At 63.5% G+C, this 26207-nt stretch carries 20 protein-coding genes and 1 pseudogene; 13 read left to right on the forward strand and 8 right to left on the reverse strand.

Annotation, left to right across the window (positions count from 1 at the left end; translation table 11 throughout):
* Nucleotides 1-203: 203 nt before the first annotated feature.
* From IZU87_RS10770 to IZU87_RS10790, 5 genes are all read right to left on the reverse strand, one after another.
* A complete protein-coding gene (locus IZU87_RS10770; RefSeq protein ID WP_043331440.1) occupies nt 204-407 on the reverse strand; it encodes a hypothetical protein in 204 nt (67 codons plus the stop codon).
* A 578-nt stretch (nt 408-985) separates the two neighbouring features.
* Nucleotides 986-1804 (reverse strand): RNA methyltransferase, encoded by an 819-nt coding sequence (locus IZU87_RS10775; RefSeq protein ID WP_213114505.1) that lies wholly within the window; start codon nt 1802-1804, stop codon nt 986-988.
* A gap of 305 nt (nt 1805-2109) precedes the next feature.
* Nucleotides 2110-3759, reverse strand: coding sequence for a chaperonin GroEL (gene groL, locus IZU87_RS10780; RefSeq protein ID WP_043331439.1), 1650 nt, complete (start codon nt 3757-3759; stop codon nt 2110-2112).
* A 57-nt stretch (nt 3760-3816) separates the two neighbouring features.
* Nucleotides 3817-4110, reverse strand: a complete 294-nt coding sequence (locus IZU87_RS10785) for a co-chaperone GroES (RefSeq protein ID WP_043331438.1) — start codon at nt 4108-4110, stop codon at nt 3817-3819.
* 636 nt (nt 4111-4746) lie between these two features.
* Nucleotides 4747-5310, reverse strand: a complete 564-nt coding sequence (locus IZU87_RS10790; RefSeq protein WP_213114506.1) for an FxsA family protein — start codon at nt 5308-5310, stop codon at nt 4747-4749.
* 657 nt (nt 5311-5967) lie between these two features.
* Here IZU87_RS10790 and IZU87_RS10795 point away from each other — a divergent pair.
* From IZU87_RS10795 to rsd, 6 genes are all read left to right on the forward strand, one after another.
* The gene (locus tag IZU87_RS10795) at nt 5968-6729 is read left to right on the forward strand and encodes an SDR family oxidoreductase (RefSeq protein WP_131432585.1); all 762 of its coding nucleotides are present in this window, start codon (nt 5968-5970) and stop codon (nt 6727-6729) included.
* A gap of 142 nt (nt 6730-6871) precedes the next feature.
* Entirely contained in the window at nt 6872-7369 is a 498-nt protein-coding gene (msrB, locus tag IZU87_RS10800) for a peptide-methionine (R)-S-oxide reductase MsrB (RefSeq protein ID WP_107336174.1), read from the forward strand.
* 160 nt (nt 7370-7529) lie between these two features.
* Nucleotides 7530-9953: a Tex family protein gene (locus IZU87_RS10805; RefSeq protein ID WP_213114507.1), complete on the forward strand. Its 2424-nt coding sequence runs from the start codon at nt 7530-7532 to the stop codon at nt 9951-9953.
* A gap of 164 nt (nt 9954-10117) precedes the next feature.
* Nucleotides 10118-11716, forward strand: coding sequence for a glutamate--cysteine ligase (gene gshA / locus IZU87_RS10810; protein ID WP_213114508.1), 1599 nt, complete (start codon nt 10118-10120; stop codon nt 11714-11716).
* 272 nt (nt 11717-11988) lie between these two features.
* Entirely contained in the window at nt 11989-12549 is a 561-nt protein-coding gene (locus IZU87_RS10815) for a disulfide bond formation protein B (protein WP_082388316.1), read from the forward strand.
* 126 nt (nt 12550-12675) lie between these two features.
* The gene (gene rsd, locus IZU87_RS10820; protein ID WP_213114509.1) at nt 12676-13179 is read left to right on the forward strand and encodes a sigma D regulator; all 504 of its coding nucleotides are present in this window, start codon (nt 12676-12678) and stop codon (nt 13177-13179) included.
* Nucleotides 13180-13286: 107 nt separating this feature from the next.
* On the opposite strand, the gene IZU87_RS10825 is transcribed toward rsd, so the two are convergent.
* Both IZU87_RS10825 and IZU87_RS10830 read right to left on the reverse strand, forming a co-directional pair.
* The gene (locus IZU87_RS10825; RefSeq protein WP_043331433.1) at nt 13287-14678 is read right to left on the reverse strand and encodes an FAD-dependent oxidoreductase; all 1392 of its coding nucleotides are present in this window, start codon (nt 14676-14678) and stop codon (nt 13287-13289) included.
* Between the two features lie 258 nt (nt 14679-14936).
* Nucleotides 14937-15593 (reverse strand): histidinol-phosphatase, encoded by a 657-nt coding sequence (locus IZU87_RS10830; protein WP_213114510.1) that lies wholly within the window; start codon nt 15591-15593, stop codon nt 14937-14939.
* 260 nt (nt 15594-15853) lie between these two features.
* On the opposite strand from IZU87_RS10830, the pseudogene IZU87_RS10835 reads away from it, so the two are divergent.
* Nucleotides 15854-16327: pseudogene (locus IZU87_RS10835) on the forward strand (RNA pyrophosphohydrolase); the annotation flags it as partial.
* Between the two features lie 302 nt (nt 16328-16629).
* Nucleotides 16630-18930 (forward strand): phosphoenolpyruvate--protein phosphotransferase, encoded by a 2301-nt coding sequence (gene ptsP, locus IZU87_RS10840; RefSeq protein WP_052384254.1) that lies wholly within the window; start codon nt 16630-16632, stop codon nt 18928-18930.
* On the opposite strand, the gene IZU87_RS10845 is transcribed toward ptsP, so the two are convergent.
* The gene (locus IZU87_RS10845) at nt 18923-19885 is read right to left on the reverse strand and encodes an NRDE family protein (RefSeq protein WP_213114511.1); all 963 of its coding nucleotides are present in this window, start codon (nt 19883-19885) and stop codon (nt 18923-18925) included. The two genes, ptsP and IZU87_RS10845, sit on opposite strands and share 8 nt — an antisense overlap.
* A 162-nt stretch (nt 19886-20047) precedes the next feature.
* Between IZU87_RS10845 and IZU87_RS10850 the strand changes: the two genes are divergently transcribed.
* From IZU87_RS10850 to IZU87_RS10870, 5 genes are all read left to right on the forward strand, one after another.
* Nucleotides 20048-22861: a response regulator gene (locus tag IZU87_RS10850; RefSeq protein ID WP_213114512.1), complete on the forward strand. Its 2814-nt coding sequence runs from the start codon at nt 20048-20050 to the stop codon at nt 22859-22861.
* 73 nt (nt 22862-22934) lie between these two features.
* Nucleotides 22935-23717, forward strand: a complete 783-nt coding sequence (locus IZU87_RS10855) for a sulfite exporter TauE/SafE family protein (RefSeq protein ID WP_107336182.1) — start codon at nt 22935-22937, stop codon at nt 23715-23717.
* A 127-nt stretch (nt 23718-23844) separates the two neighbouring features.
* Nucleotides 23845-24648: a prolipoprotein diacylglyceryl transferase gene (lgt, locus tag IZU87_RS10860; protein WP_213114513.1), complete on the forward strand. Its 804-nt coding sequence runs from the start codon at nt 23845-23847 to the stop codon at nt 24646-24648.
* A 213-nt stretch (nt 24649-24861) separates the two neighbouring features.
* Nucleotides 24862-25656 carry a thymidylate synthase gene (locus IZU87_RS10865; protein ID WP_213114514.1) on the forward strand — a complete coding sequence of 265 codons (795 nt, stop codon included), beginning with the start codon at nt 24862-24864 and terminating at the stop codon, nt 25654-25656.
* Entirely contained in the window at nt 25653-26204 is a 552-nt protein-coding gene (locus IZU87_RS10870; RefSeq protein ID WP_054555577.1) for a dihydrofolate reductase, read from the forward strand. The genes IZU87_RS10865 and IZU87_RS10870 overlap by 4 nt, the downstream gene beginning before the upstream one ends.
* The last annotated feature ends 3 nt before the right edge of the window (nt 26205-26207 follow it).

Here is a 26207-nt window from a genome sequence, read left to right on the forward strand (position 1 = left end):
GTGACATGCCTCTGGTAGTCACCTCGGCGTCTCCGAATCGGTATCCTGCATGAGACGCATGTCATATGCGGGAACGAAAAAAACCGCCACCCTTCGGGGTGGCGGTTTTTTCATGCCTGGACGTTACGGGTGGCTGCTGGTCATTGTTGGTCGTTGCTGGTCATTACCAGTCGCCACCTGCCAACCACCTCATCTGGCGTCGTTCAGTGCGCCTGCGAGGCTGCGGGCTGACTGACCTTGGCCAGCAGTTGCATCTGACGTAGCGAGATCGTGCAGTACAGGCTGCGGTAGAGCGTCGGTTCCTGCGTCGGGTCGGTCTTGAGCAGGCGAGCTTCCAGCTGGTGGATGTCGCTGGCCAGCTGTTCCGCGTCCGGGGTCTGTGTCTGTCGTGCGGCTGTCTGAGTCATGTAAAGGCGCTCCGTGAGTCCATGGTCGTGGATGGGATCAGGGTCGGCTCTTCTTGTGGGTGTCTCGAGGTGCGTCGCCACGCTGGCCTGTCATGGCCCTTCGTGTGTTGGCGTGGCGGCGTCTCTGCCTGCTCTTGCGGCAGTTCTCGACCTGCGTGGCAGTTCTCGGCCTGCGTGGCAGGTCTCAAGGTCGCAAAGGAGCCTTTGCCTGACACTGCAGCCTTCGTGTGTGAGCACTGCTTGGCTGCAGCTACTGCATGGGTCTATGCCGTATCTCTATGCCGTATCTCTATGCCGGTATCTCTATGCCGTATCTCTATGCCGGTATCTCTATGCCGTATCTCTATGCCGGTATCTCTATGCCGGTATCTCTATACCGGTATTTCTATACCTAGGCTGTGACGGGTTCTGCGGTGCCTGACGTCTTGCCTATCAAGCATAGCGGAAGGTCTACAGTGCACCTTGATCCATGTCAGAAGGATGACGTTGCGCTGACAGGCTGTTGCGAAGTGGCAAGTGCCAAGTGCCAAGTAGCAACAGTCCGAGCCTCAGTACATGACGGGGCGGCCGTGCGCGACTCAGTTCGCCTCGTGACCGCTCTGCTCGCTGCCTGTGCCGGCGTTTGCCGCTGCCGTCTGGTGCTCCAGGTTGGACAGCATGCCACGCAGGATGGAGAGCTCGCGACGTGTCGGCTCGGCACGCGCGAACAGGGCGCGCAGCCGCTCTTCGGTCTGGGAGTGGGGCTGGTTGAGGAAGCCGGAGCCCTGCAGGGCGCGACCGAGATGCTCATGGAAGTAGCCGAGTTGTTCGCGGGTCGGCAGCTGATCATCCTCACGGCGCGCGACAGGCGCCTCCTGAGGCTTGTCGAGCGTCAGGCGCCATGCACTGCGGCACTCGTGCGCCAGCACCTGGACGGCCTGTGAGACGTTGAGGATGCCGTAGTCCGGGTTGGTGGGGATCGACACCTGATGCGTGCAGCAGGCGATTTCCTCGTTGGTCAGTCCGAAGCGCTCACGGCCGAATACCAGCGCCACCTTGCCATCGCGCGCGATATCCATGGCGTGCGCCGCCATCTCGCGTGGCTCATCGAAGTGGGGCAGCGGGACGCTGCGCAGGCGAGCACTGGCCCCGATGACCAGCTGGCAGTCATTGACGGCGTCTTCCAGGCGCTCGACCACGCGCGCATTTTCCAGCAGTTCCGCGGCACCGCTGGCCATGCGCGTCGCTTCCTCGTCGGGGAAGCAGCGCGGATTGACCAGCACCAGGTCCTTGATGCCCATGGTCAGAATGGCGCGAGCGGTGGCGCCGATGTTGCCGGGATGGAAGGTCTGCACCAGTACGACACGCACATTGTCGAGGGCGCTAGTGGTCGGGGAAGCGGCGGGGGTATCAGTCATGAGAAGGTCCTGGGCAAGCGAGGCGCGCGGCCTGAGCGGTTGGCGTCATCGGTCGTGACCGTAGGCATTTCAGCCTCAATACATCGTCAGCCTCGATGCACTGTCATCACCAGGCGCCATGTCTCGGGTCGCGGCAAAAAGTGGCGCCTAGTGTAGCGTGGTGAGCGGGAGGCGTCAGGTGCCGAGAGTCGCGGCGCTTACTGCATGAGAGCTGCAGCGCCTTGAATGACAGGCATGAAAAAACCGCCCCTGCTTGCGCAGGAGCGGTTCGGGTCACGACGGGTGAGTCGTGGGGTGAGGCTGGCTTACATCATGCCGCCCATGCCACCCATGCCGCCCATACCACCCATGTCGCCGCCGCCGGCAGCGGCCTTGTCTTCCGGATCTTCAGCGATCATGCATTCGGTGGTGATCATCAGACCGCCGATGGAGGCCGCGGACTGCAGTGCAGAACGGGTCACCTTGGCCGGGTCCAGCACGCCCATCTCGAACATGTCGCCGTAGACGCCGGTAGAGGCGTTGTAACCGTAGTTGCCTTCGCCAGCCTTGACGTTGTTGAGCACGACAGAGGCTTCTTCACCGGCGTTGGTGACGATCTGACGCAGCGGCGCTTCCATGGCACGCAGTGCGATGGCGATACCGTGAGTCTGATCTTCGTTGTCGCCTTTCAGGTCGACCAGCTGACCCAGCACGCGAACCAGGGCAGTACCACCGCCAGGCACGACGCCTTCTTCGACGGCTGCACGAGTGGAGTGCAGGGCGTCTTCGACGCGAGCCTTCTTCTCTTTCATCTCGACTTCGGTGGCAGCACCGACGCGGATGACGGCAACGCCGCCGGCCAGCTTGGCGACACGTTCCTGCAGCTTCTCGCGGTCGTAATCAGAGGAGGTTTCCTCGATCTGAGCGCGGATCTGGGCAACGCGTGCTTCGATATCGCCTTCGTTGCCGGCGCCATCGATGATGGTGGTGTTTTCCTTGGACATGGTCACGCGCTTGGCGGTGCCCAGGTGGTCCAGGTTGGCCTGTTCGAGGTTGAGGCCGACTTCTTCGGAAATCACGGTGCCACCGGTCAGGACAGCGATGTCCTGCAGCATGGCCTTGCGACGGTCACCGAAGCCCGGTGCCTTGACGGCAGCGACCTTGACGATACCGCGCATGGTGTTGACGACCAGAGTCGCCAGCGCTTCGCCTTCGATGTCTTCGGCGATGATCGCCAGCGGCTTGCCGGACTTGGCAACGCCTTCCAGCACCGGCAGCAGTTCGCGGATGTTGGAGATCTTCTTGTCGACCAGCAGGATGTAGGGGTCTTCGAGCTCGACCGCCATGGTGTCCTGGTTGGTGACGAAGTACGGAGACAGGTAACCGCGATCGAACTGCATGCCTTCGACCACTTCCAGCTCGTCTTCGAAGCCGCGACCTTCATCGACGGTGATGACGCCTTCCTTGCCGACCTTCTCCATCGCTTCCGCGATGATCTCGCCGATGCGAGAGTCGCCATTGGCGGAGATGGTGCCGACCTGGGCGATGGCCTTGGTGTCGGTGCACGGCACGGACAGTTCACGCACGGCCTTGACGGCTTCGATGACAGCCTTGTCGATGCCGCGCTTCAGGTCCATCGGGTTCATGCCCGCGGTCACGCCTTTCAGGCCTTCGTTGACGATGGACTGAGCCAGCACGGTGGCGGTGGTGGTGCCGTCGCCAGCCACGTCAGAAGTCTTGGAAGCGACTTCCTTGACCATCTGGGCGCCCATGTTCTCGAAGCGATCCTTCAGCTCGATTTCCTTGGCGACGGAAACGCCGTCCTTGGTGACGGTCGGAGCGCCGAAGGATTTTTCCAGTACCACATTACGGCCTTTCGGACCGAGGGTAGTCTTGACCGCGTCGGCCAGGACATTGACACCACGCGCCATGCGCTTGCGTGCATCATCGGAGAAACGAACGTCTTTTGCAGCCATGTTTATCTCTACCTTTAATCAGTAAGTCGAAGCGTTGGAACCCGAAAAAGCTGAAACTCAGCCTTCCACCACGGCGAGGATGTCGCTCTCGCTCATGATCAGCACCTCTTCGCCGTCGATTTTCTGCTTCTCGACGCCGTAGCCATCCTTGAAGATCACGGTATCGCCGACTTTCACGTCCAGCGGGCGAACTTCACCGTTTTCGAGGATGCGACCGTTACCGGCAGCGAGAATCTCGCCACGGGTCGGCTTTTCCTGGGCGCTGCCGGGCAGAACGATGCCACCTGCAGTTTTCTGTTCTTCTTCCACGCGACGAACCACGACGCGATCGTGCAAGGGACGAATGTTCATTGCTCACGTTCTCCTGATGGTAAATCCCGCCAGCTCCCGTTCTTTGTCGGTGAGTCTGGCGTTCAATGGGGTTGCCTACCGAGTGTTGGGCCCCGCCGCTGGGGGCGTGGCCGTTATCCATTGCACCGCTTTTATGGTGGCGGGGGGACAGCTTTCAAGTAGGCGATCATAAAAAAATTTCAAATCGGCGCATCTTGTGCGTCGCATGAAAGCTACGCACCTTGGCTGCAGCCTGTTTTCCGCAAGGTTCCGCTAGATGAATCAACGGCTTGAGTGTATCGAGCCGTTCACCGTTGGCATATAGCTGGCAGCCTCCAGACGGTGTCCATTGGTACAAGACGCCAGAGGGCGGTCAGCGGTCAGGGTGTGCGTCGTTGCAGGACGCAAGGGTTCGGTCGGGCAGCTCACAGAGCGCGAACCCGGTCAGTGACTGGCATTGGCGCTGGGGCTGGCCAGTGCAGGACAGGAGAGAGCAGGACAGCGTGATGGAGCCTGTGAAGCGAGATATCACGAATCAAAAAGGCCCGGCACTGGTGTTCCAGTGCCGGGCCCATCGCTCTCTAACCTGCCTTTCAAACATGACTTTCAAACATGGTTCTCAAGCAGACGATTGCGCGTGGTGCCTGTGCGTAGGCGCTAGAGGCGCGGCTCGTCACGGCTGATGTAATCGCCTTCCAGCGGCTCGCCGGTCTGCTGGCTGCTGCCTTGCTGCCCCGCATGGTTGCCGCTTGCGTGCTGCTGATCGCCACTGTCGCGTGATGCGCTGTCAGCACGGGCGTCGGCTTCCCAGTCACCCGTGCGGGTGCTGCGCGAGGTTCCCGCAGCCGAGAAGCGGCCCTTGAAGAAGCGCGCGATCGCACCATTGCCGCTCAGGCCACGCGTCAACAGTCCCCGTGAGGCTGGGAGCAGGCACAGCAGGCCGAAGGCGTCAGACAGAAAGCCCGGTGCCATCAACAGGGCGCCGCCGAAGATGAGTGCCGCGCCTTCCATCAGCTCGCCGGAAGGCATCTCGCCACGTTGCAGGCGTTCCTGGGCGCGCATCAGTGTCGCGCGACCTTCGCGGCGAATCAGATGCAGGCCGACGGCGCCGGTGATCAGCACCAGCGCCAGCGTCGGCAGCAGGCCGATCTGGCTGCCGAGGCTGAACAGCACCACGAAATCCAATAACCCGAACAGGGTAATCACTAACAGTATGGGCATCGTCTCTCCCGAAGCAGGTAAATGGCAGGTTGCGCCAATGCGTCAAGGGTAAACCAGCCGCCGGATGGGGAACAGTCGAATCGGGCTCATGAACGGGCCATGATCTGCTGATGAGCTGCTGATGAGCTGCTGATGAGCCGCTGATGGTCGGCGGCGTGGATGGCTGGCGCTGCAGGAGTAGCGGTGCCATGCTGAACGATGTTGCAGTGCACAATAGAGTGGCTGGGCAGGGAGAGCCGGGCTGGGCGAGTTGGGCTGCGAGAGTTAGGCTGAGAGAGTTAGACAGAGAGCCGGCCAGGGAGAGTCGGACAGGCCGAGCCCAGGCGTCCGCAGGGGGCGGGCCGAGGCTTACTCATCAGTATTCCCTGCTTTCGCGCCCGCTGTCGATGGCGTGCGTTGACGCCGTCAGTGCGTTGCGTTGGCGGATCTCGCCTGCGTTGAGGCAGGACACGCCGCGATCTGTTGCACTGCATCATGAGAATTCACCGCGAGCTGGCAGCGGGCGTCATCCCGAGGCATTCTCTGTCACGATGACGCTCAACACTGAAGGACGCGGTGCGGGACACTCGACACATAGATCGTGACGCTCGTACGGCATGCGGGCCTCGCATCCGGCAGACGTTCCTCACTGCCGGCAGACAACCTGGGAGACGGGACATGAAGCTTGACGACAAGGTCATCGCGATTACGGGCGGCGCTCGTGGGCTGGGGTTGGCCATGGCGCGCTATCTGGGCGAGAAGGGAGCGGTACTGGCGCTGCTGGACATCGAACAGGACGGCCTGGATGACGCCGTCGCGAGTCTGGAGGCTGCAGGCATCAAGGCGCAGGGTTTCGTGGCCAATGTCGCGGAAGAGGACTCCGTCACGGCCGCCTTCTCGGCCATCAAGAGCGCATTGGGGCCGGTGAGCGGTCTGGTCAACAATGCCGGCATCACCCGCGATGGGCTGCTGATCAAGGCACGCGATGGCGTGGTGGAGAAGACCATGTCGCTGTCCAGCTGGCAGCAGGTCATCGATGTCAATCTGACCGGTGTCTTCCTGTGCACGCGTGAAGCGGCCAGTCAGATGATCGAAGCCGGCCAGCCGGGCGTGATCGTCAATATCTCCAGCATCTCGCGCGCCGGCAACATGGGGCAGAGCAACTACACTGCCGCCAAGTCCGGTGTCGCGGCACTGAGCGTGACCTGGGCCAAGGAGCTGGCACGTTACAGGATTCGCGTCGGTGCCGTGGCGCCGGGCTTCATCGCCACAGAGATGACCGCCGGCATGAAGCCGGAGATGCTCGACAAGATCAAGAGTGGCATCCCGATGCGCGACCTGGGGCGCCCGGAAGATATCGCCAGCAGCGTGGCCTTTATCTTCGACAATGACTACTTCACCGGGCGAGTGATCGAATGTGATGGTGGTCTGCGCATCTGACCCGACGGCTGGCGTCAGCCGATGAGACCCAAGCCCCCGCGATGGCAGCATCGTGGGTGCTTTCTCTTGAGGCGATGCATCCAGCGCAGGCCGCTGCGCGTAGAAGTCAGTATTGCCGTTCATTGCTACAAGGAGACACGTCATGCAACGTCGCCAATTCATGGGGCTGGTGCTGGGGGCGGGAGCGATGCTGGCGCTGCCCAGACTGTCTGCCGCGCGTCCGGAGCTTGAGCTCGAGCGTGGCGCGGACATCACGCCGCTGACCCTCGAGGAAGACGAATGGCGTGCCCGCCTGAGCCCGGAGCAGTATCGCGTGCTGCGCGAGGAGGGCACCGAGCGGGCGGGCTCCAGCGAGCTCAACAAGGAGCATCGCGAGGGGGAGTATCGCTGTGCCGGTTGTGATCTGGCGCTGTTCTCTTCTGCCACCAAGTTCGAGTCCGGCACCGGCTGGCCCAGCTTCTTCGATCATATCGAAGGCCGCCTTCTGACCAAGACCGACTACGGACTCATCTGGCCGCGCACCGAATATCACTGCGCGCGCTGCGGCGGGCACCAGGGGCATGTCTTCGAGGATGGCCCTGAACCCACCGGCCTGCGCTGGTGCAACAACGGTGTCGCGCTGCGCTTCGTGCCCGCGTGAGGCGCTTGGGAGGCATCCCGGTTGGCGCAGTGAGTGGCTAAAGCAATCTTGCCGCTTTGTGGTAACGTGACGACATCGTGATACAGACGGCCCGGTCGATTCCACGACCGGGCCGTCTGTATATTGCCGCATGAATTCTGCTGTAAGGGACTGACGTTTCATGGACGCTACTGCAACTGACGCTACCACCTCCCGTCCTGCACCGACGCTGTCGCCCGCTGCCACCACTCGCCGCATCCAACAGGCGCTGGCCGGTGAGCTTGGGGTGCGCGAAGAACAGGTCACCGCCACCGTCGAGCTGCTGGATGGCGGCGCGACCGTGCCGTTCATCTCGCGCTACCGCAAGGAGGCCACCGGCGGGCTCGATGACACCCAGATGCGTCAGCTCGAGGAGCGCCTGCGCTATTTGCGTGAGCTGGAGGAGCGGCGTCAGGTCGTGCTCGAGTCGATCGCCGAGCAGAACAAGCTGAGCGCCACGCTTGAGCGGGATGTACTGGCCGCCGACAGCAAGCAGCGCCTGGAAGATCTCTATCTGCCGTATCGCAAGAAGCGCCGTACCAAGGCCCAGATCGCGCGTGAAGCGGGGCTTGAGCCTCTGGCCGATGCGCTGCTCGCGGACCCGACGCTGGAGCCGGAGGCTCAGGCGGCTGGTTTCGTCGCTGCCGACAAGGACGTGGCCGATACCAAGGCGGCGTTGGATGGCGCCAAGCAGATTCTGATGGAGCGCTTCGCGGAGGACGCCGCGCTGGTCGGTCGCCTGCGTCAACGTCTGTGGGACGACGGCATCCTCAGCGCGCGCGTCATGAAGGGCAAGGGGCAGGAGGGCGCCAAGTTCTCCGATTACTTCGAGCATGACGAGCCGCTGCACAAGGCGCCCTCGCACCGTGCGCTGGCCATGCTGCGTGGCCGCAACGAAGGCGTGCTGAGCCTCGCGCTCAAGCTGGAAGGCGAGGACGACCTGCCGCGTCACCCGATGGAAGGCGCCATCGCGGCGCATTTCTCCATCGAGGATCAGGGGCGTGCCGCGGACCGCTGGTTGAAGGAAGTGGTGCGCTGGACCTGGCGCGTCAAGCTCTATACCCATCTGGAAAGCGAACTGATCGGCCGCCTGCGCGAGCGCGCCGAGCAGGAGGCCATCCAGGTCTTCGCCGACAACCTGAAGGACCTGCTGCTGGCGGCGCCGGCGGGCCCCAAGGCCACGCTGGGGCTGGACCCGGGGCTGCGTACCGGCGTCAAGGTCGCAGTGGTGGATGCCACCGGCAAGTATGTCGATCAGGCCACCATCTATCCGCATGCGCCACACAATCGCTGGGACGCCTCGGTGGCCGAGCTGGTCAAGCTGGTCGAGCGGCATGACGTCGAGCTGATCGCCATCGGCAACGGCACCGCCTCGCGCGAGACCGACAAGCTGGCCGCCGACGTGCTGACGCGCCTGTCCGGCCGTCGCCTGCAGAAGGTGATGGTCAACGAGGCCGGCGCGTCCATCTACTCGGCTTCGGAATATGCGGCGCGCGAATTCCCGGACCTGGACGTGACCATCCGCGGCGCGGTTTCCATCGCCCGCCGCCTGCAGGACCCGCTGGGTGAGCTGGTCAAGATCGAGCCCAAGTCCATCGGCGTCGGCCAGTACCAGCACGATGTCAGTCAGGTGCAGCTGGGGCGCAGTCTGGAGGCCGTCGTCGAGGATTGCGTCAACGGTGTCGGCGTCGACCTCAACATGGCCTCAAGCGCGCTGCTGTCACGCGTCGCCGGTCTCAATACCACGCTTGCCGAGAATATCGTCGCGCACCGGGATGCCAACGGCCGTTTCGCCTCGCGCCAGGAATTGCTCAAGGTCAGCCGGCTGGGCCCGCGCACCTTCGAGCAGTGTGCCGGTTTCCTGCGCATCGCCTCCGGCAAGAATCCGCTGGATGCCAGTGCCGTCCACCCGGAGGCCTATCCGCTGGTCGAGCGTATCGCCAAGGCACACGGGCGTGATCTGCCGAGTCTGCTGGGTGATAGCGCCTTCCTGCGCACTGTGAAGCCGACGGAATTCACCGATGAGCACTTCGGTCTGCCGACGGTGACCGACATCCTGCGTGAGCTGGACAAGCCGGGACGCGACCCGCGACCCGAATTCCGCTTCGCCGAGTTCAAGGAGGGTGTCGAGACCCTCAAGGACCTCGAGCCGGGCATGAAGCTTGAGGGGGTCGTCACCAACGTGACTCACTTCGGGGCCTTCGTGGACATCGGCGTGCATCAGGACGGCCTGGTACACATCTCTGCCCTGTCGCAAAAGTATGTTGCCGACCCGCGCGAGGTGGTCAAGGCGGGCGACATCGTCAGCGTCAAGGTGATGGAAGTCGACATCCCGCGCGCGCGCATCGCGCTGAGCATGCGCATGAGCGATACTCCCGCCGAGAAAGGCGCGGCAGGCGAGGCGCGACGCGGCGCAGAGGACGGTCGCGGTGGGCGCTCGCAAGGCGGCGGTGGCCGTCAGGAGCGCGGTGGTCGCGGCAGCAATTCTGGCGCGAGCGGCGGCGCGGCACCGGCCAACAATGCGATGGCAGCAGCACTGCTCAATGCGCGCAAGTCGAAATCATAAGCCTTGAAAGCATTTTTTACGCGCCCATAATGTGGGCATACTGACCTGACGCGAACGGTAGCTGCCGTTCGCGTCTTGCATGGCATCCGGTGCAGCACGCGGGCCATGGTCATCCAATTCGACCGGAGAGGCTGGGCTTCTCCCCATGCGAAAGGGTTCATACCTTGTCCGAGCAACTCGCGTCCGCCATTGCGCGACTCACGCCCCAGGCCCGTCAGGGTCTCTTCGGGCGCCTGCGCCGTGGTATCGAGAAGGAAGGCCTGCGGGTTACCGCTGGCGGTGACATCAGCCAGACGCCGCATCCGCGTTCTCTGGGGTCGAAGCTGACCCACCCGTACATCACCACGGACTATTCCGAGTCTCTGCTCGAGTACATCACCCCGGTGTTCACTCGTCCCAAGGAGTCGCTGGAGTTTCTGGCTGACCTGCATCGTTTCAGCTATCGCAACCTGGGCGATGAGCTGATCTGGCCGGCCAGCATGCCGCCGCGTCTGCACGGCAATGACAGCGTGCCGATCGCCGATTACGGCACCTCCAACAGCGGCACCATGAAGCATATTTACCGCAAGGGGCTGGATGTCCGTTACGGACGCATCATGCAGTCGATTGCCGGTATCCATTACAACTTCTCGCTGCCGGATGACTTCTGGAGACTGCTGCAGGGGCTGGAAGGGGCAGAGGCGGAAGATGCGCGCGACTTCCGCTCGCGTCGCTATTTCGAGCTGATCCGCAACTTCCGTCGCCACAGCTGGATCCTGCTCTATCTGTTCGGCGCCTCGCCGGGCATCGATGAGAGCTTCCTCGATGGCGGCAATGATGATCGCCTCAAGCGTCAGGCGGACCGCAGCCTGGTCTCGGCCTACGCCACCAGTCTGCGCATGTCGGACCTGGGCTATCAGAACAAGGTGCAGGCGCAGCTCAAGATCTGCTTCAACTCGCTGGACAACTTCGTCGGCACGCTGCGTCACGCCATCGTCACGCCGTGGAAGGACTACGAGAAGCTGGGCGTCAAGCAGGCCGATGGCAGCTGGTCGCAGCTCTCCAGCAACATCCTGCAGATCGAGAACGAGTATTACTCCGACATCCGTCCCAAGCGTGTCACCCGGCAGAACGAGACGCCCAGCCAGGCACTGGAAGGGCGTGGTGTCGAGTACATCGAAGTGCGCTGTCTGGACCTCAACCCCTTCCTGCCGGTCGGGATCGACGAGACGCAGATCCGCTTCCTCGATACCTTCCTGATCTGGTGTCTGCTGACCGAGAGCCCGTGGATCGACGACGAGGAATGCGCCACGCTCGACAACAGCAAGCGTCGCGTGGTCGAGGCTGGGCGGGATCCGGAACTGACCCTGAGCGTCAATGGTGAAGAGCGTCGCCTGCGCGATCTGGCGGCCAACATCATGGATGAGCTGGGAGAGGTCGCGGGCCTGCTCGACAGTGGCGACAAGACAGGCAGCGCGCACCGTGATGCGCTGGCGGCGCTCGCGCCGCGCTTCGACGATGCCCAGACCACACCGTCGGGTCGTCTGTTGACCAGCATGCTCGACAACGGCAGCAACTTCGTCGACGAAGTGCTGGCACTGGCCAAGGGCCAGGCTGAGCAGTTCAAGTCAGAGCCGACGGAGCGTGCGCGCGGCTATCTGCTCGATCAGCTGGTCGAGACCTCGCTGCAGCAGCAGGGCGATATCGAGAAGGGCGATCATCAGGATTTCGACACCTTCATGGCCGAGTACTTCGCGTCCGCCCATGGTACGCAACCGGCGTGATCTCGTGACGCAACGCCAATTCATGTTCAGGTCATCGCGACACGGCATGATAGATATCAGTCGCTGATAGTGACGGATTCGGCTATCGCTTCATCATCGGCGCCTCAGGCTTGAGGCGCCGATGATGTATGTGGCCTGTGCAGCCAGACTGAGCGCGGCTGCGGGGCACGACGTGGTGCAAGCCTCAATGCAGTCGCAGGGCCTTGATGGCCTTGCGGCTGCGTCATTTCTCACCCATGACTCCACTGGAGTTCCACCGGCAAGGACGGCAAATGACACAAGCGGACAAACAATCGGGGCAGCAGCCGGTAGCGCGCAAGGGCGGGCTTGCCCGCCTGGCGAGCTGGAGCGGGCGTCAATGGTGTCTGTTGGGAGCGCTGGGGTGCGCCTTTTTGCTGGGCGTGGCCTTCGTGCTGCAGTTCGCCTTCGATCTGGCGCCGTGTTCGCTGTGCATCTTCCAGCGCGTGGCGGTGGCCGTGGCCGGCGTCTTCTTCCTGCTGGGAGCCTTGCATGGCCCCGGACGCATCGGCACGCGTATCTACGCGCTGGGCGCACTGGCCGGCAGCATTGGCGCGGTCGTGCTGGCGGGTCGCCATATCTGGCTGCAGTCACTGCCGCCGGATCAGGTGCCGGCCTGTGGCCCGGGCCTCAACTACATGCTGGAAGTGCTGCCGGTATGGGACGTGATCACCCAGGTGCTCAACGCCTCCGGTGAGTGCGCCCAGATCAGCGCACAATGGCTGGGGCTCTCGATCCCGCAGTGGTCGTTGATCGGCTTCTGTGGGCTGGCACTGGTACCGCTGGCGATGCTGTGGAGCAGCTTCCGCCGTTGAGGCAATATGCCCTGCCACCATGGTGGGGGGTTGGCAGCGTGCACGGCATGGAGGATAGTGGGTTGGCAGCGGGGCGAGCACCGGATGTCAGCCCCTATCGTTCGGGTCATGCCAGAGGAGGCGCCCATGCTGGAGGAATGCACCACTGCGGCGGAACGCTTTCGTGGCGTTCATCAGTTGGTTGATCGCTGGCTGGACCAGCGACGCGAGATGCTGGTCTGCTTCATGGATCTGCACGAGGCCTGCGTCAATGACCTCGAGCAGCTCGAGATGACACGCGTCAATCGCTTCATCGAGCTTTTGATGGACTACATCTCTGCGGGGCATTTCGAGGTCTATCCTCAGCTCAAGGAAGAAGGCCGTGTCTTCGAGGACACCGCGGCGCTGGCGGTCTGCGAGCAGTTGATGCAGCGCCTGGAGCCCTCCACCGAGCTGGTGCTGTCCTTCGATGAGGATTTCTCCAGCCCTACCCGCTGCCAGCACTATCGCGCCCGACTGCCGGAATGGCTGGCCCGCCTGCAGCAGGGGCTGACCGAGCGTTTCGCGCTGGAGGATCAGCTGATCCAGCGTCTGCATGCGGTGCACGAGCCTATTGCCCAGTCGGCCCCGTCGGGTCAGTCGGTGTCCTGAGGCCGCCTCCCGCCAGGCACCCATCAACAGGCACCCATCAAAAAGCCCCGCCAGCGAATGCTGACGGGGCTTTTTGATGCTCATCCGATGCGTGTCTCGAAAGAGGCTTACATCAGTGAGGAGGCTTCCGGACGCTCGATCTCGGTCAGTTCGATCTCGCCGGTCAGCAGATCACGCTCGAAGGTTTCCTTGTCGATGTTGAAGCCAAGGAATTCCTGGGCGAGATACATGTCTTTCTCGGCGTTGCCCAGACAGCTGGTGCCACCCGGTGACGGCGTCATGTTGAAGACGATGCCGGTGCCCGGGTTGATCTTGGCTTCGCCCATCACGAGCTTCTGCTTGCTCTTGTCGATCAACTGCGGACGAACGCCACCGAAGCCCTTGGCGAAGCTGACGTCCTTGACGTCCAGGCTCGGCACGATCTTCTTGATGTCGCCGTGGAACAGACGCTCACGCAGCACCGGCACCTCGAACATGAAGTTCTTGAAGATGTAGTTGCGGATGTCGCGCACCTTCATCAGGTCCCACAGGGCCTTGACGACGTTGCGGTCCATGCGCAGCACCTTGAGGAACTCCCAGAAGGTCTTGCCGTTGTAGCGCTCCAGCAGCGGCAGCATCAGGGCGGTCGGACCGAAGCGGGTCTTGCCTTCCACCAGCACGTCCGGGTCGCCGTGGACGGCGGCGAACGGCAGGTTCTCGTTCTGGATGGTGTAGACCTTGCCGTTGAGCACCTTCGGGGTGAAGTAGAAGGAGCCGGCCATCGGCAGGCAGGACTTGTCCAGGCCGTAACCCATCTTGTGGGCGAAAAGCAGGGAGTGACCGCCGGCGCTGACCACGACATAGCGTGCGCTGAGCTCGCCCTTGTCGGTCTTGACCTTGTAGACGTCACCTTCCTTGCGGATGTCTTCCACGGCGGTCGAGAGGCGAACGTCGAAGTTCATGCCTTTCTCGGCCGCTGCCTTCTCGCCTTCGCTGACGAAGGCTTCCGACAGGGTGGTGTAGTTGACGGCGGTATATTCGTCGGTGGAACCCAGCGCGACGATTTCCTCGTCAGGACGACGACCTTCTACCACCTTCGGCTCCAGCTCGGCGATGTCATCACGCTCGAGAAGCTTCAGGTTGGGGAACAGCTGCTTGAAGGTGTCGAAACGCTTGCGCAGGAACTGGCATTCCTTGGCACCGACCGCCAGCACCATCTTCGGATACTTGTAGACGATGTGATCGCGCTCACTCTCGCTGAGCTTGGTGGCGAAGTTGACCACCATGCCCGCGGTGCGCTTGGTCACACGCGCCTTCTCGACCGTGTAGTTGGTCTCGATGTCGCCGCAGTGAATGGTCTGGGAGTTGTTGCGACCGTGCGAGTTGACGATCGCGACGTGGTCGTACTTTTCCACCAGGCCGACCGACTTGAGGTCGGTGTAGCGGGCGAGTTCATAGAGAAGGGCGGTGCCGGACACGCCGCCACCCACAATCAGGACATCGTATGTCGTTGAGGACATGGCTGCTCACGCTCAAGGTTGGTGAGGGACATCCCCCGGACCCGACCGGGATTCCGGAGGCCGTCCTGCCGTGACGGGGCAAAAGTTGCCGCACCAGGCTCGACGGTTCGATGGACACACATTATAGACACATCTTGTGCGAAATGATTCAGCAAATAAGGTCGACTTTATGGTGAATGCTTGTAGCCACATGAAAACCTTATAGCTGAGGCTGCTCGACCTTATGGATCGATAAAATCCATGTAAATCAGCCCCTTATCAGTCGCGCAGCGAAATGATCCGCCAATCGCGCGCGTCAGCGGCGGCGCGCAGTTGCTCATCCGGGTCCACTGCGATGGCAGTATCGACACGCTCCAGCAGCGGCAGGTCATTGATGGAGTCGCTGTAGAAGGTGCTGCCATCCAGGGTGTGGTCACGTTCGGCCAGCCAGGCCTCGAGGCGGGTCACCTTGCCGGCCTGGAAGCTTGGGACGCCGCTGACGCGTCCGGTGTAGCGGCCGTTGACGATCTCGGGCTCGATGGCGATCAGCTCATCGACGCCCAGGCGGTCCGCGATGGGAGCAGTGATGAAGCGATTGGTGGCGGTGATGATCAGCAGGGTGTCGCCGCGTGCCCGGTGACGTGCCAGCAGCTCTTCCGCCCGCGGCAGGATGATGGGCTCGATCTTGGCGGCCATGAACTGCTGGTGCCAGGCCGCCAGTTGCTCCGGACTGTTCTCGGACAACGGCTTGAGTGAGAAGTCCAGGTATTCGTGAATGTCCAGCTCGCCACTCTGGTAGAGCTGGTAGTAGCGCTCGTTGGCTTCACGGTAGACGTTGGCGTCGACAGCGCCCTGTTCGACCAGAAATTCGCCCCAGGCGTGATCACTGTCCCCGGCGATCAGGGTATTGTCGAGATCAAAGATGGCCAGACTCACGGAAAACTCCTTGCTCTGCCCAGCCACACTCGGCTGGGCGACAGACACGGACAACAGAGCACGATAGGGTGCCGGCCCAGTGTTTGCGCGGGTGTACGGTGGCCGACGAGCAGTCTCGCACGGCCGTGTTGCACTGCAATAGCGTGAAGGCAGCGATTATTGCAGAGGTGCTCGGGCTTTCACACCGCCAAACCGCGTATTGAAGCGCTTTCAGCCTTTGTGGAAGAATGGTTTCAATTAACGAATCAAAGGTGACATCCGTGATCGACGCTGACGGCTTTCGCCCCAACGTTGGCATCATCATTGCCAACTGTGAGGGCCAGCTGCTCTGGGCGCGCCGGGTAGGACAGAATGCGTGGCAGTTTCCGCAAGGGGGCATCAAGCCAAACGAGACACCGCAACAGGCGCTGTTTCGTGAACTCGAAGAAGAGATCGGCCTGAAAGCTGAGGACGTCGAGATACTGGCCTGCACCCGTGGATGGCTGCGCTACCGGTTACCCAGACGCATGGTAAGAACGCACTCCCGACCGATCTGCATCGGTCAGAAACAGAAGTGGTTCCTGTTGCAGATTCGCTGTCAGGACAACCGCGTAAGTGTGGATACCACGCCCAACCCTGAATTCGATGGCTGGCGTTGGGTAAGCTACTGGTATCCGCTGGGGCAGGTCGTGGCCTTCAAGCGTGAGGTCTATCGGCGCGCCCTGCGTGAGTTGGCGCCGCGTCTGCAGCGTCTGGTGGACACCGAGCGGCTCAAGGCGCTCGCCGAGGGGCCATCGCTGCATGAGTCGCGGGGCGCCTGCGGGATGCCTGGCGCCAGTGGCTCACCGGTCGGTACTGCCAACGCGGCGGCCAAGGGGCTCGATGGTGCCGCTGATTCCGGAGCCGGGGACGCCAGCTCCGAGGGTCACGGGCGTCATTCGTCCGGCTGATGGCGTTGATGGGCGCGGGTGGCTGAGCGTGGGTCACGCCGCCTTGGCTGAGCAATCACCTTCTCGACGTCTTCGATGCGCGAGATACACCATGCTTGAGGTACTCCATGCTTGAGGTGCTACGTCGTATCGTTCAGGAGGTCAATGGCGCACGTTCTCTGGACGCGGCACTGGCGACCATGGTGTTGCGCATACGCAAGGCCATGAAGACGGACGTCTGCTCCGTCTATCTGCTGGCACCGGAAAGCGATCGCTTCGTGCTCAAGGACACCATCGGTCTGCGCTCGTCGTCGGTGGGGCAGGTCAGTCTGGCACGTGGTGAGGGCCTGGTCGGGATGGTGGCGCTCAGAGAAGAGCCGCTCAACCTCGAGGATGCGCCCGCACACCCCCAATTCCGTTATTTCGAGGAGACCGGAGAAGAGCGTTTCTCCAGCTTCCTCGGTGTCCCCATCATCCATCAGCGTCGCGTGCTCGGGGTGCTGGTCATCCAGCAGCACGAGAAGCGCCGTTTCGATGAAGGTGAGGAAGCTTTCCTTGTCACCCTCGGCGCGCAGCTGGCGGGAGTGCTGGCCCACGCGCTGGCCACCGGGGCGCTGGGCAAGCTGGCCGGTACCAGCGGCCAGGCGACCTTCTCCGGCGTGGCCGGCTCGCCCGGCATCGCCATCGGCAAGGCCTTCGTGCTGTCTCCGCCCGCCGACCTGGACGCTGTCCCCGATCTGATCCCCACCGATATCGAATTCGAGATCGCACGCCTCAAGGAGGCGATCAACGCCGTGCGCGAAGAGATCCGCGTCGCGGCGGAGCGTCTCGCCAGTCGTATCTCCACCCAGGAACATGCGCTGTTCGAGGTCTATCAGCAGATGCTGGGTGACGCGGCGCTGGGCCAGGAAGTCGAGAAGCGCATCCGCGAAGGACAGTGGGCGCCGGCGGCGCTGGCCGATATCGTGCGCCGCCATGTGCAGTATCTCGAGCGTGTCGATGACGACTATCTGCGCGAAAGAGCCGCCGATATACGGGATCTTGGGCGCCGCGTGTTGTCACACCTGCAGGAAGAGGGTGACAGCGGTCCGATCGAATACCCGGAAAACACCATCCTCATCGGTCACGAGATCAGTCCCGCCACGCTGGGGGAAGTCCCGCGGGAACGCCTCAAGGGGCTGGTCGCGGTCAGTGGCTCGAGTACCTCGCATGTCGCCATCCTGGCGCGTGCGATGGGGATTCCCACCGTGCTGGGCATGGTGGATCTTCCGTTGTCGCGACTGGGCGGTGCACCGGTCATTCTCGATGGTCACCGTGGTCGATTGGTAGTGCGTCCCGAGCTTGAGCTTGGTGCCTACTATTCACGGTTGATCGAGGAGGAGCAGGCGTTGAGTGCGCTGCTGGAACAGGAGCAGGATCTGCCAAGCGTGACCCCGGATGGTCATGTTCTGCCGCTGATGGTGAATACCGGCCTGGCGCTGGATTCTGTCGCGTCGCTCAAGTCGCGGGTCGGCGGGGTCGGGCTCTACCGCACCGAAGTGCCGTTCATGATGAGTGACCGCTTCCCCAGCGAGCAGGAGCAGGCGCGTCTGTATCGTGAGCAGCTGCTGGGCTTCGCGCCGCTGCCGGTCACCATGCGCACGCTGGATATCGGCGGCGACAAGGACCTGCCCTATTTCCCGATCAACGAGGCCAACCCCTTCCTGGGCTGGCGGGGCATCCGGGTGACGCTCGATCACCCCGAGGTACTGATGGTACAGCTGCGTGCCATGCTGCGTGCCGCGGAAGGGCTGGACAACCTGCGCATCATGCTGCCGATGATCTCGGGAATCGAGGAAGTCGATGCGGCGCTGGCGCTGGTCAATCGGGCGCTGGTCGAGCTGGCCGAAGAGGGCATCAACGTCTCGCGGCCGAGTGTCGGCGTGATGATCGAGGTGCCGGCGGCGCTCTACCAATTGGAAGCGCTCGCCACCCGGGTCGACTTCTTCTCGGTGGGCTCCAATGATCTCACCCAGTATCTGCTGGCGGTGGACCGCAACAATCCGCGCGTGGCGAGCCTCTACGATGCCTGCCATCCGGCGGTGTTGCGCGCCCTGGCGCGTCTGGCGGAAGAGTCGCGTGCGCTCAAGATGCCGGTGAGCGTCTGCGGTGAGCTGGCGGGCGACCCCGCCGGGGCCTTGCTGCTGCTGGGTATGGGCTTTGACAGCCTGTCGATGAATGCCCCGAGCCTGCCGCGCGTGCGTGCGGCCATTCGGCGCGTGTCACTGAGTGCGGCGCAGGGGCTGGTGGACGAGGTGCTGTGTCAGCCCACCGCCGATGAGGTTCATGACCTGTTGCTCCACCGCCTGCAGGCCTGGGATCTGGCCCATCTGCTGCCGCCGCGCGACAACGCGCCCGTGGCACAGAAGGCCGGCGAGACGACTAGCTGAGCCGCCAGTTGCCGATATCTCCTTCCTCGTCGCTCCCCGTGGCGAGCGAACGGGTCATGGCCCTGCGGCTGGCGATGATGTGGCCCTCAGGGCTGAAACGGCGCTCCAGCAGGGTCAGGGTCTGCACCACACCGGACGGATCAGTCGTATCCCTTGTCGGGTGGCGTTGCCAGCGCACCAGGGTCGAGGCCCGCGTGCCATATTCGGCGCTGACGATGAACGGGCTGGACAGCAGGGCTTCGCGTTCGGGCGAGAGTCCGGTGGCCGGTAGCTGAGTCGGCGCGGGCCGCCAGTCATCCTTGAGCAGGTCGAGCAGTGCGTCGTCGCTCAATGCCCGTGCGGTTGTCTGACCGGCACGCACTGACGGGTCGAGGAGGGCTGCCAGGCGGCCACTCAGGCGTCGTTGCTTGGGCCAGTCGGTCTCGGGATGGCCATTGCTCAGGCTATGGATGCCCGCGCCGAGGCGGGTCACCTCGGCCCCATGTGGGCCATGATGCAGGCGCCACAATGCCTTGCCATCGCAGACCAGCAGGTTGCACCAGTCCACGGCCTCAAGCGTCAGCGCAGACAGCTTCTGTGCGTCCGCTCCCTCCAGTGCCGCGGGTACGCTCTCTCCCGCGACCAGTGCGCGCAACCAGTCTTCAAGGCGCCAGCGCGAGCATCGACCCAGCGCCTGGCGCGCCGCGGCCGCGACCAGCTGGCCACGGCTGATGCTGGCCGTCGGGGCAGGGTGGCCCAGCTGGCGCACATTGGTCAGCGTGGCGAGGCTGCCGGCGGGGTGCATGACCAGCCAGCCGCCGCCGGCCACCAGGTCGCGTCCGCCGCACAGGACACCATCCGGCCACACGCAGAGCCCGGCGGTGGCGCGTGCGTGAAACTCATCCCGGTTGCCGATCAGTAGCAGGCATTCGCCCTGCGGCGAGTCCGGTTGCCAGTCAAATGCCATCAGGCACATGTCGCCACTCCATCAGGGGGTCGGGAGAAAATAGCGCCTCTGTCACGCTGGCACTGCATGACGCCTGACGGCGGCTTGCGTATGCTGCTGCTTTGTCTCGACAGCTTGCGCTGGTCAGCGGTCGGGCTTGCCGACGCCTCACCTACAGGATGCTTTCAGATCATGTTCTCGCGCCGTGCTTCCTCTGTCGAGCCACCGCCTGCGGCGGCGATGGCTTCGAATGCTCAGAATTCCGCCAGTGGCCTGGAGAAGGTCTGGGCGCGCATGATTCGGCTGACGGCTGGCCCGCTGCTGCTGGCGGAGCTGGCGGTGGCGTTGAGCTTTCTGGTCGGGGCCGCCGTGGTCTGGGACAGCACGCAGCATGCTGCCGTCGATACCGCGCTGGGGGAGCTCAGGCAGGAGCATGCGCTGGCCACGGCGCTGGTCAGCGAGCGCCTGGAAACCCAGCAGCGTCGCCTGCAGATTCTGGCGCGCTACGCACGGCGCCATCTCGACTTCGGGGCCAACGGGAACAGCGCCTATGACGATGGCCTGTACCAGTTCTCGCTCACCGAGCAGGGCCAGCTGTTCAGACCGGTATCGCGTGGGGGGGGCGCACTCTACGGCGAATTCGCAGGGCCGTTGATCGATGAGGATCGCGACGCCGGGCGGCGACTGATGCATATGCAGTGGCTGCTGTCGGACCTCTACTCGTCGGACCCCCTGATCTCACGCCTGTTCGTGAGCCTCGATAACAGCATGGTCATGCTCTATCCCTGGTTCAACGTGCTGGACGCCTTCGCGCCGGGCAGCGATTTCATGCCCTACACCGGGGTGCTGCCGGACACCGTGCGTCAGCTTGCCGAGAACACCGACAATGGTGCGGCGCGCGTGGTCTGGCTACCGCCGCATCCGGGGCCTGCCGGTCTGCCGCAGATCACGGCGCTGGCGGAGGTCTCTCTCAGCAATGGCCAGAAGGCGCGTGTCGGGCTGGATCTCGCGCTGCCGCAGATGGAGGCGCGCCTGCTGCTACCGGGGCATGCTCCCTCGGATGCCTTCTGGCTGGTCGATGACCACCTGAACGTCTGGGCGGCCAGCAGCAATGTCGGCGACGGCCATTCCCAGGAGCTGCCCGCGGATATCGCCCGCGCGATGGATACCAGCCTGCGTGGCGCCACGCTGGACGACCCGCACGGGACTCAGGTGGTGGTGTGGGACAGCTTGCCGGTCACTGGTTGGCGCCTGGTGTCCAGCACGCGACTCGAGGTGCCCGGCCAGGTGCCGCTGCTGACCCTGTTGCTGGGCAGTGGTGGCGCGCTGCTGCTGGTGTTTGCCGTCGTCATGCTCATCTTGCAATGGCGCCTCAGGCGCATGGATCAGCGCCTGGGGCAGCCCTTGGAGTGGTTGGCGCGCCAGAGCGAGCGTATCGAGAATGGTGAGGTGATGGAGGAGTACCCGCCGGTGGGGCGGCAGGCCTATCCGGCGGATGACATCCTGCGGCGTCACCGTGGGGCCGTGGCCTTGCTGCGTCGTGGTCGCGGCCATGAGCTGGATGCCTTGCCGCTGCCGGCCTTCGTGATGCGCCATGGACTGTTGGCGATGGCCAACCCGGCCTTCGAGAAGCTGTTCGGGCTGGTATTGCATGAGGCGCTGGGCCGGTCGGTGGGCAGCTTGCTGATGCTGGAGCCCAACCCCAGCGTGCCCAGCAGTCGTGAACTCCGGGTACATGACGCCGAGGGGCGCATGCGGCGCATGCGCCTGGAGCTGTGTCGCTTCAACAATGACCCGGCGCAGGTGCTCGGCGTGATGATCGATGAGTCAGAGCACGATCAGGCCAGCCAGCAGTTGCTGGTCGCGCGTGACCGTGCCCGCGAAGAGGCGCGTCTGAAGAGTGATTATCTGGACATGCTGCACGCTGAGCTGACGCCGCCGTTGCAAGGCCTGGTGCGCAAGCTTGGTCAGCTCAGGCGTGAGCGTCATATCGAGGATGCCGAGCTCAGCCTGCTGCAGGGCCGCCTCGACAGCGTGGCGCAACTGCTGGACGCCCTGACCGAGCGCGAGGAAGTGGTACGAACGCCGCTGGAAGAGAATGACTTCTCGCCAACCGAGACGCTGGGGGCGCTGCTCGAGGACATGCAGCAGCGCCATCATGATGTCGGCTGCCCCTTCGAGTGGCAGCTGGGGCCGATGCCGGAGGCATTGCGCGGTGATGTGCGCCGCCTCGCGCAGCTGTTCGAGCATCTGGCGGAAGGCTGCATGCGTCACGAAAGCGCCAGTCATCAATCTCTGCTGCTTGAGCTGCAGCAAGCCTGTGAGCTGCCGGCCTGTCGCGATGCGGCGTTCTCTGCAGAGGGCTCAGAGGACGAGGGCGCTGGCTGTTGTTGCCTGCGGCTCGAGCTGCGTGGACATGTCGGGCTCGATATCGGTCATCAATCGCCCTCGAGCCTTGTCATGGCGCGGCGCTTGATCGATGAGCTGGGCGGCAGCTATCGCCAGATCAACCTGGAGGATGAGCAGGCGCTGGAAATCCTGCTGCCGATGACATGGCCGGGCAAGCCGACCGAAACCCGCATTCTGGTGGTCGATGACGGGCCGGTGAATGCGATGCTGGCGCGCACGGTGCTCGGTCGTCAGGGGTTGTTGGTCGATACCGCCAGCAGCGGCGAAGAGGCACTGGCCGCACGTGGACAGCATTTCTACGCGCTGGTGTTCATGGATATCTTCATGCCCGGCATGGATGGCGTCAGTGTCAGCCAGCGCTGGCGCGAGCAGGAAGCCGCCGCCGGCAGTGAGCGGCGCAGTGTCATCATCGCGCTGACCGCCAATGCCAGTGAAGCCGATCGCGAGCGCTTCTTCGCCGCCGGGCTGGATGATTATCTGGGCAAGCCCTATCGGCCACAGGCGCTGATCGACAAGGTCAGCATGTGGCTGCCTGACGTGACGCTGACACCACGCGCGTCTGGCAGCGGCGAAGGTCCAGTATCAACAGACGGCTGACGGTCATGGCGCTGGGAGGCCCGGGCCACTCTCGGCAGACAGTCACCACAATGCAGCATGAAAGGAGTCGGGTATGTGGTGGTGGTATCCCTTGTTGGGCGCAGTCGCCGGCATGATTGCGGGGTTGTTCGGGATCGGCGGAGGGCTTGTCATCGTGCCGGTGCTGGCCGCGGCCTTCGTGCTGCAAGGCGTCGCGCCGGAGGTGTTGATGCACCTGGCGATCGGCACCTCGCTGGCCACCATTGTGGTGACCTCGCTGTCGTCGGCACGGGCACATCATGAGCGCGGTGCGGTGCGCCTCGATTGGCTCAAACGCCTGTTGCCGGGGCTGGTGGTCGGCACCGGGCTGGGCGTGGTGCTGGCCAGTGAGTTGAGCGGTGAGACGCTCAAGCTGGCCTTCGGCGTCTTCGTGCTGCTGGTGGCGGCCAAGCTCGGGCTGGATCTCAAGGTGGGCCAGATGGCCCAGGCGCCCGGACGGGTCGGCCAGTTCGTGGGCGGCAGTACCGTCGGCGTGATTTCCTCGCTGTTCGGCATCGGTGGCGGCACGGTGATGGTGCCGATGCTCTCCAGCTGGCAGGCGCGCATGACCGAAGCCGTAGGGACCGCCGCCGCGGCAGGCTTTCCCATCGCGCTGACCGCCGCACTGACCAACATCGTGGTTGGCTGGCATGCTCCCAATCTGCCGGAGCACGCCATCGGCTATGTCCATTGGGTGGCGTGGCTGGGCATCGTGCTGGCGTCCGTGCCGTTTGCGCGCCTCGGGGCGCGGCTGGCGCATGCCTTGCCGGCCCTGCTGCTCAAGCGCCTGTTCGCGCTGATCCTGGTCGTCGTCGGACTGCGGTTTCTGCTGGCGTGAGCGGGAATACGCTGCCTCAGGCAGGTCGTGTTCATGCTTTGACTGTTATGCTCTGCCCGCCTGAGAGGCGATGACTGCATCGCCCAGTGCGTTGGTAGAGCCCGACTTCCTCATTCAAGGTTTTCACATGTTGCAATATCCTGAGATCGACCCCGTGGCGCTGGCGCTGGGGCCCTTCAAGATTCATTGGTACGGGTTGATGTACGTGATCGGTTTCGCGGCGGCCTGGGGGCTGGCACGAGCACGTCGCGCACGCGTCGGCCTGAGTCAGGACGCGGTAGGCGACCTGATCTTCTTCGGCGCCCTGGGTGTGGTGCTGGGTGGCCGCCTGGGGTATGCGCTCTTCTATGGCTTCGACAAGCTGCTGGCGGACCCGGTGTGGATCTTCAAGGTCTGGGATGGCGGCATGAGCTTCCATGGCGGCCTGCTGGGCGTGTTGATCGCGATGCTGATGTTCGCGCGTCGCCATCAGCTGACCTTCTTCCAGCTGACCGATTTCATCGCGCCGATGGTGCCGATCGGCCTCGGCGCAGGGCGGCTGGGCAACTTCATCAATCAGGAGCTGCCGGGGCGCATCACCGATGTCTCCTGGGGCATGGTCTACCCGCTCTACGGGCCGGAGCCGCGTCATCCCTCGCAGCTCTATCAGTTTGCACTGGAAGGCGTCGCGCTGTTCGCCATCCTGTGGTTCGTCTCGCGTGAACCGCGCCAGAAGGGCTTGATCTCCGGTCTGTTCCTGCTCTGCTACGGCTGTTTCCGGTTCATTACCGAATTCTTCCGTCAGCCGGACTCCCAGCTCGGCTTCATCGCCTTCGACTGGCTGACCATGGGCCAGCTGCTGTCGCTGCCGATGGTGCTGTTCGGGCTGCTGTTGATGGCCTGGTCGCGCGGTCAGGAAGTGGCGCAGCCGCCGGTGCATCGCGCCTCCTGAGGGGCAATGCAGGCGTGAATACAGGGGGCATTCGGTGTAAACTGGCCCCCTGCCAGATACGCAAGAACGCGGCCATCGGGCCGCGTTCTTGCGTATCTGGCAGCGTCAAATATCGTCAAGTGAACGATTCGAATTCATGAAGAGGCTGGCGCAGGGCGATCCACGGCTCCGCTCGCCGCGCCAGCCTCTGACACGCCGTACGGACTCGCCACCATGCAACCCTATCTAGATCTGATGCGCCATGTGCTGGAAAACGGCACACAAAAGGGCGATCGCACCGGCACCGGCACCCTGAGTGTCTTCGGTCACCAGATGCGCTTTGATCTGGCCGAAGGCTTTCCGCTGGTCACGACCAAGAAGCTGCACCTGCGCTCTATCATCCACGAGCTGCTGTGGTTCCTGAAGGGCGATACCAACATCGCCTACCTGAAGGAAAACGGCGTGCGTATCTGGGACGAGTGGGCCGATGAGAATGGCGACCTCGGGCCGGTATACGGTTACCAGTGGCGCAGCTGGCCGAACCCGCAAGGCGGTTCCGTCGACCAGATCAGCCAGCTGATCGAGCAGATCAAGACCAACCCGGATTCGCGCCGGCTGATGGTCTCGGCCTGGAACCCGGCGCTGGTGGACGAGATGGCGCTGCCGCCCTGTCATGCGCTGTTCCAGTTCTACGTCGCCGATGGTCGCCTGTCCTGCCAGCTCTATCAGCGCAGCGCGGACATCTTCCTCGGCGTGCCGTTCAACATCGCAAGCTATGCGCTGCTGACCCAGATGGTCGCGCAGGTGTGTGGTCTCAAGCCGGGCGAGTTCATCCACACCCTCGGCGATGCCCACCTTTACAGCAATCATCTCGAGCAGGCGCGTGAGCAGTTGGCGCGTGAGCCGCTGGCGCTGCCGCAGCTGGTGTTGAATCCGGAAGTCACGGATCTGTTCGACTTCACCTTCGATGACATTGCCATCGAAGGCTATGAATCCCATCCGCATATCAAGGCGCAGGTGGCTGTATGAGTGATAATGAATTCTCTCCGCTGACGGCGGCGGCTGACACCGTCGTGCCCGTCGCGATGATTGCCGCCATGTCGGTCAACCGCGTGATCGGCGTCGACAACCAGTTGCCGTGGTACCTGCCGGAAGACTTGAAGTTCTTCAAGCATGTCACCCAGGGCAAGCCGGTGATCATGGGGCGCAAGACCTTCGCCTCCATCGGCAGGCCGCTGCCCAACCGCCTCAACATCGTGGTCACGCGTGACAGCGAGTTCAGTCACGATGGCGTGCGGGTCTGCAGTGACCTGGCCGCCGCGCTGAGCATGGCGGACCACCACGCGATGATCGAAGGCGTGGATGAGATCATGGTGATCGGTGGCGGTCAGATCTACGCCCAGGCGCTGCCGGTGGCGACGCGCCTCTATCTCACCGAGGTTGCGGTCGAGATCGAGGGCGATGCCCATTTCCCGGCGCTGGATGCGAGCTGGCAGGAAGCGCAGCGCGTCCCGGGGGAGAGTGGTGAGGGCCTGCCGGCCTATGACTTCGTGCGCTTCGAGCGCCGCGACGTCTGAGCC

The sequence above is a fragment of the Cobetia sp. MC34 genome (assembly GCF_018340035.1).
In the GTDB taxonomy this organism is placed as follows: Bacteria; Pseudomonadota; Gammaproteobacteria; order Pseudomonadales; family Halomonadaceae; genus Cobetia; species Cobetia amphilecti.